The following is a 6,000-nucleotide window of genomic DNA, read 5'->3' as shown; positions in this document are numbered from 1 at the left end:
CTAAATGCGGGTTTGAGAGCAAGCGGTCAGCACGTTTAATCCGATGTTTTTCAAAGTCTTTAGTATTAATTCCTCGACCTATGCTGGTTACAGTTGCAGCGCTTCCATTAAGTAGAGTTTTGACGCACGCCGTGACCGCACTTAGACGAGTTTTATGCATATTGTAGCTGACAAGCGTAACGACTTTGTTCACAATAGATAGAGCATTCATGGCTGTTTGGCCTCAGTGAAGTTTGGCGATTGATCTGATCACCAAACGTCATGAATGTTCCTATCTTTTTTTATCTCACTGATATCGTTATATTATCTGTGGGGATACCTCAGACTCTGACCCCTTTTTTACTGGGTTAGGCGTACTTTGAAGAATTCTGCGAGGGTTTTGCTGATAACTGGGTGTTGGGTGTCTTGGTTAAATAGGCAAATATTGACCTTTCCCAACTTAGGTAAATGCGGGTGGTTTAACACGGCTAAATTTGCCGGTAAGCTCGACTTCGCCAATGCAGTCACGCCAAGGCCTTGTTGGATAGCAGCAACAAGTCCGCCTAAATCGGCGTTGGTGTAGCTAATCTTCCAAGCAAAGGTTTGCTGCTTAAGCTGTTCAATTACTCGGCTTCTGTACATACAGCCATCCGGCGCTAGCACTAGCGGAATGTTATTCCCCACTAATGGGTGAGCGGTATCACCTACCCATACCACATCGTCTTCTATTACCACTTCACCTTCGGTTTGCTCGCCAGGGTTTACCAGTGCCAGAATTAAATCGAAGTGATCTCGTTGAGACGGGTGAAGTAGATCGCGACTTAGCGCCGACGTTACTTCTAACGATACATCTGGGTAACGCTTCGAAAACTCACCAATTAAGCCCGGCAGTAGGGTAGAGGCAAATTCGTTGGGAATGCCCAAGCGTAATCTACCGCTAAGTGGCGCAGGAGTAAGGCTTCGAAAGATGTTGTCGTTAAGCTCTAGCAGTTCTTTCGCTTTTGGATAAAGCCAGTTGCCATCGGCGCTAGGTACGTGACGCTGACCTACCTTGGTGAACAACTTTCGGTCTAGCTGCGATTCAAGCTTTTTGATTTGTAAACTAATAGCAGGTTGAGAGCGACCCAAAAAGTCGCCTGCCTTTGCATAGCCACCAAGCTCTATAACGCTAACAAAGGTACGTAAGGTATCAAGGGAAAGCTGCTTCATGTTGATTTGCAATCTTAATGTAGTTTAACCAATACATTATAAATATAAATGTATTGATAAGAAATTCCAATTTGTTGCATAAACGTTAGCTCACTATACTCAATTTCGTTTTCTACCTTTCAAATTAAAAAGAGTAAGTGGAATGTCTAATACCACCGCCTTACACGCAAAGCACCTAGAAGCGGGTGCGAAAATGGTCGATTTCTTCGGCTGGGATATGCCAATTAACTATGGTTCACAAATTGAAGAGCATCACGCTGTGCGTCAAGACGCCGGTATGTTTGATGTGTCTCACATGACCATTGTTGACGTAAAAGGCGCGCAAGCCAAAGCGTATCTTCAGTATCTTTTAGCCAACGACGTGGCAAAATTAAAAGACAAAGGCAAAGCGCTATACAGCGGCATGCTTAACGAAGAAGGCGGTGTTGTAGACGACCTTATCGTTTATCACTTCGACGAAACTAACTATCGTTTAGTGGTTAACTCAGCAACGCGCGAAAAAGACATGAACTGGTTAATGAGCAAAGCAGAAGGCTTTGACGTAACCATCACCGAGCGCCCTGAATTTGCCATGATTGCCGTACAAGGCCCTAACGCAAAAGAAAAAGCCGCTAACCTGTTCAGCGCAGCGCAAAAAGAAGCGGTAGCGGGCATGAAGCCATTCTTTGGTGTACAAGCAGAAGACTTGTTCATTGCTACCACAGGCTATACCGGTGAAGCTGGCTACGAAATTATGGTGCCAGCGGAGCAAGCAGAAAGCTTCTGGCAAGCACTGCTAGACGCGGGTGTTAAGCCATGCGGCCTAGGGGCTCGCGACACACTTCGCCTTGAAGCAGGCATGAACCTGTACGGACAAGATATGGATGAAACCGTATCGCCACTAGCCGCCAACATGGGCTGGACAATTACATGGGAACCGGCTGATCGTGACTTCGTAGGGCGCAAAGCACTAGAAGCGCAGCGCGAAGCGGGTACCGACAAGCTAGTAGGCTTGGTGATGACTGAAAAAGGCGTGCTGCGTCACGGTCTTAAAGTGAAAACAGAAAGCGGCGAAGGCGTTATCACTTCAGGTACGTTCTCTCCAACACTAGGTCACTCAATTGCGATGGCACGAGTACCAAGTGATGTTGGTGAAACAGTAGAAGTGGAAATGCGCAAAAAGTGGGTTACAGTAAAAGTGGTTAAGCCCTCCTTTGTTCGCAATGGAAAAAGTGTTTTATAAGTTAACAGAGAATAACAGGAACGATTATGAGCAACATCCCAACTGATTTACGCTATGCCGCTACGCACGAATGGGTTCGCCCTGAAGGTGACGGTGTTTTCACTGTAGGTATTTCTGAGCACGCACAAGGCTTACTTGGCGACATGGTTTTCGTTGATTTGCCAGATGTTGGCGACGCAGTAAGCACTGGCGACGACGTATGTGTTGCTGAATCGGTAAAAGCAGCGTCTGACGTTTACGCGCCAATTTCAGGTGAAATTGTAGCAATTAACGAAGACCTAGAAGATTCACCAGAACTAGTTAACTCTGACCCATACGGCGACGGTTGGCTATTCAAAATTAAAGCTGACGATGCGGCAGAAGTAGAAGGTCTGCTAGACGCTGAAGGCTACGAAAACAGCATCGACGAAGAGTAATTCGTTACGCAGTTTTAAAAGAACCATAATTTGAAAAGGGGCATGAAGATAATTCAGCCCCTTTTTAACTTAAAGATTTAACGCGCCCTTGCGGCAACCATTACGAGTGCTTAACAACGTTATGTCGAATACTTCCCCTACATTGGCTCAACTAGAGCAAAAAGATACATTTATCCGCCGTCACATTGGCCCGGGTAAAGGCGAAATTGAAGAAATGCTGTCTGCTATTGGTGCAAGCTCACTAGACGATTTAATTGAGCAAACTGTACCGGCAGGTATTGCGCTACCAGAGCCACTAAAATGTGGTGAAGGGGCGACAGAAGTTGAAGCATTAAGTGAACTTAAAGCCGTTGCGCAAAAGAACAAAATTAACCGTTCTTTCATTGGTATGGGTTACTACGATACCCACGTACCAAACGTTATTCTTCGCAACGTGCTAGAAAATCCAGGTTGGTACACAGCGTACACGCCTTACCAGCCAGAAATTGCCCAAGGTCGTTTGGAAGCCATTCTTAACTTCCAACAAGTGACCATTGACCTAACTGGCCTAGAGCTAGCATCGGCGTCATTACTTGATGAAGGTACAGCGGCAGCAGAAGCCATGGGCCTTGCTAAGCGCGTATCTAAGAACAAAAAAGCGAATGCGTTCTTCATTGCAAACGACGTTCACCCGCAAACGGTTGACGTGGTAGAAACTCGCGCTGAAATGTTCGGTTTTGAAATCATCAAAGGTGCGGCAGAAGAAGCAGCAGAACACGACGTATTCGGTGCGCTACTTCAATACCCAACCTCTACCGGTGAAGTGAAAGACATCAGCGACATCATTGCTGCAGTACAAGCGAAAAAAGGTATTGTGGCAGTAGCCGCTGACCTTATGAGCTTGGTAATGCTTAAGTCTCCTGGCGAGCTAGGTGCAGACGTTGCACTTGGTAGTGCACAGCGCTTTGGTGTACCTATGGGTTATGGTGGCCCACATGCGGCATTCTTTGCTACACGCGACAGCTACAAGCGTTCATTACCTGGCCGTATTATTGGTGTAAGTAAAGACACCCGTGGTCGCCCAGCACTTCGTATGGCGCTACAAACTCGTGAACAACACATTCGCCGCGAAAAAGCGAACTCGAACATTTGTACAGCGCAGGTGCTGTTAGCCAACATGGCAAGCTTCTACGCGGTGTACCACGGCCCTCAAGGCCTTAAAACTATTGCTGAGCGCATTCACCGCTTCGCCGACATTCTTGCTACTGGTTTGAACCAAAAAGGTGTAGCTCTTAAGCACAGCACGTACTTCGACACGCTAACCGTAATGGTAAGCAACAAAGAAGACGTACTAGAGAAAGCCTATGCAAAAGGCATGAACTTACGTGCTGACCTTGAAGGTGCGGTAGGTGTGTCGCTAGACGAAACTACCACACGTGAAGACATTGTTGCGCTATTCGACGTACTGCTTGGTGAAGAACACGGCTTATCAGTGGAAGGTCTGGATGCAGAAGTAACCACGCAAGACGTAAAATCTATTCCTGAAGGTTTAGTACGTACTAGCGACTTCCTAACCCACGAAGTGTTTAACAAGTATCACTCTGAAACAGAGATGCTTCGTTACATCAAGAGCCTTGAAAACAAAGACTTGGCGCTTAACCACTCAATGATTTCATTGGGCTCGTGCACCATGAAACTAAACGCAACGGCTGAAATGATCCCTGTAACATGGGCTGAATTCGGTCAGCTTCACCCGTTTGCACCACTAGACCAAGCAGCGGGCTATCAAGAAATGATTGCCGAGCTTAGCGAGTGGTTAATTAACGTAACAGGTTACGACGCGCTTTCAATGCAGCCTAACTCAGGTGCTCAAGGTGAATACGCAGGCCTATTGGCTATTCAGCGTTACCATGAAAGCCGTGGCGAAGGTCACAGAAACGTGTGTCTAATTCCAAGCTCTGCCCACGGTACTAACCCTGCGTCTGCGCAAATGGTTAGCCTTAAAGTGGTAGTTGTAGCGTGTGATAGCAAAGGTAACGTAGACCTTAACGACCTTCGCAAAAAAGCGGAAGAAGTGGGCGATAACCTATCGTGCGCCATGATCACATACCCGTCAACTCACGGTGTATATGAAGAAACCGTACGCGAGATTTGTGACATTGTTCACCAATACGGCGGTCAGGTTTACATGGACGGCGCGAACATGAACGCGCAGGTGGGCATTACGTCACCTGGCTTCATTGGTTCAGACGTGTCGCACCTTAACCTACACAAAACCTTCTGTATTCCACACGGTGGCGGTGGCCCAGGTATGGGACCAATTGGTGTTAAGTCGCACCTTGCGCCTTTCCTACCAAACCACACGGTTGTTAACGTAGAAACGGCAGGCAAAGACTGTGGTGCGGTATCGGCAGCACCATGGGGCAGTGCATCAATTCTGCCTATTAGCTACATGTACATCAAAATGATGGGTAGCGCAGGCCTTCGCCGTGCAACTGAAGTCGCTATTCTTAACGCTAACTATGTGGCGAAGAAGCTAGAAGGGCACTTCCCAGTGCTTTACAAAGGCAACAACGGCCGCGTAGCGCACGAATGTATTATTGACCTTCGCCCGCTTAAAGAAGCAAGCGGTGTAACCGAGCTAGACATTGCGAAGCGCCTGAACGACTACGGTTTCCACGCGCCAACCATGAGCTTCCCAGTAGCGGGTACGCTTATGATTGAGCCAACCGAGTCGGAAGCGAAGTACGAACTAGACCGTTTCATTAACGCTATGGTTAGTATTCGCCAAGAAATTGCGAAAGTAGAAAGCGGTGAGTGGGATGCGACTAACAACCCGCTACACAACGCACCGCACACGCTAGCTGACATCTGTGACAGCGACTGGAACCGCAGCTACGACCGCATGCTAGCGGCGTACCCAGCACCAGAAGTACACAGAAACAAGTTCTGGCCAACGGTTAACCGTATTGATGACGTTTACGGCGACCGTAACCTGATCTGCTCTTGCCCTAGCATTGAGAGCTATGTTGAGGAGTAGGTTCTTTTAGCGGCGTTGCTTATAGAGCTTGATTGATTTGGAAGGCGAACCGGATGGTTCGCCTTTTTTGTTTTCCAAGCTCTAGGACTTAAACGGTTACTTTTAGAGCGGAGTGATTCTCCTTCTGTTGAATCTTGGGGGACCGCTTTAGACAA

General features: G+C 47.5%; 4 protein-coding genes and 1 pseudogene. 3 read left to right on the top strand and 2 right to left on the bottom strand.

Annotation, left to right across the window (positions count from 1 at the left end; all coding sequences use genetic code 11):
• Positions 1-211 (bottom strand): annotated as a pseudogene (locus tag KUL49_RS20910) (transposase); the annotation flags it as partial.
• A 128-nt stretch (positions 212-339) separates the two neighbouring features.
• Positions 340-1,188: a LysR family transcriptional regulator gene (locus tag KUL49_RS07185; RefSeq protein WP_131136860.1), complete on the bottom strand. Its 849-nt coding sequence runs from the start codon at positions 1,186-1,188 to the stop codon at positions 340-342.
• A 142-nt stretch (positions 1,189-1,330) separates the two neighbouring features.
• Here KUL49_RS07185 and gcvT point away from each other — a divergent pair, with 142 nt between their 5' ends.
• From gcvT to gcvP, 3 genes are all read left to right on the top strand, one after another.
• On the top strand, positions 1,331-2,410 hold the full coding sequence (gene gcvT, locus KUL49_RS07180) for a glycine cleavage system aminomethyltransferase GcvT (protein ID WP_076012846.1): 1,080 nt from the start codon (positions 1,331-1,333) through the stop codon (positions 2,408-2,410).
• A 26-nt stretch (positions 2,411-2,436) separates the two neighbouring features.
• Positions 2,437-2,826 (top strand): glycine cleavage system protein GcvH, encoded by a 390-nt coding sequence (gcvH, locus tag KUL49_RS07175; RefSeq protein WP_014950360.1) that lies wholly within the window; start codon positions 2,437-2,439, stop codon positions 2,824-2,826.
• A gap of 121 nt (positions 2,827-2,947) precedes the next feature.
• Positions 2,948-5,845, top strand: coding sequence for an aminomethyl-transferring glycine dehydrogenase (gene gcvP, locus KUL49_RS07170; protein WP_131136859.1), 2,898 nt, complete (start codon positions 2,948-2,950; stop codon positions 5,843-5,845).
• Positions 5,846-6,000 lie beyond the last annotated feature (155 nt).

Origin of the sequence: Alteromonas sp. KUL17, assembly GCF_006538305.1 — a bacterium.
GTDB classification, from domain to species: Bacteria; Pseudomonadota; Gammaproteobacteria; order Enterobacterales; family Alteromonadaceae; genus Alteromonas; species Alteromonas macleodii.
Note: the sequence above shows the minus strand (reverse complement) of the source record. Positions and strands in the feature narration are given on the sequence as shown.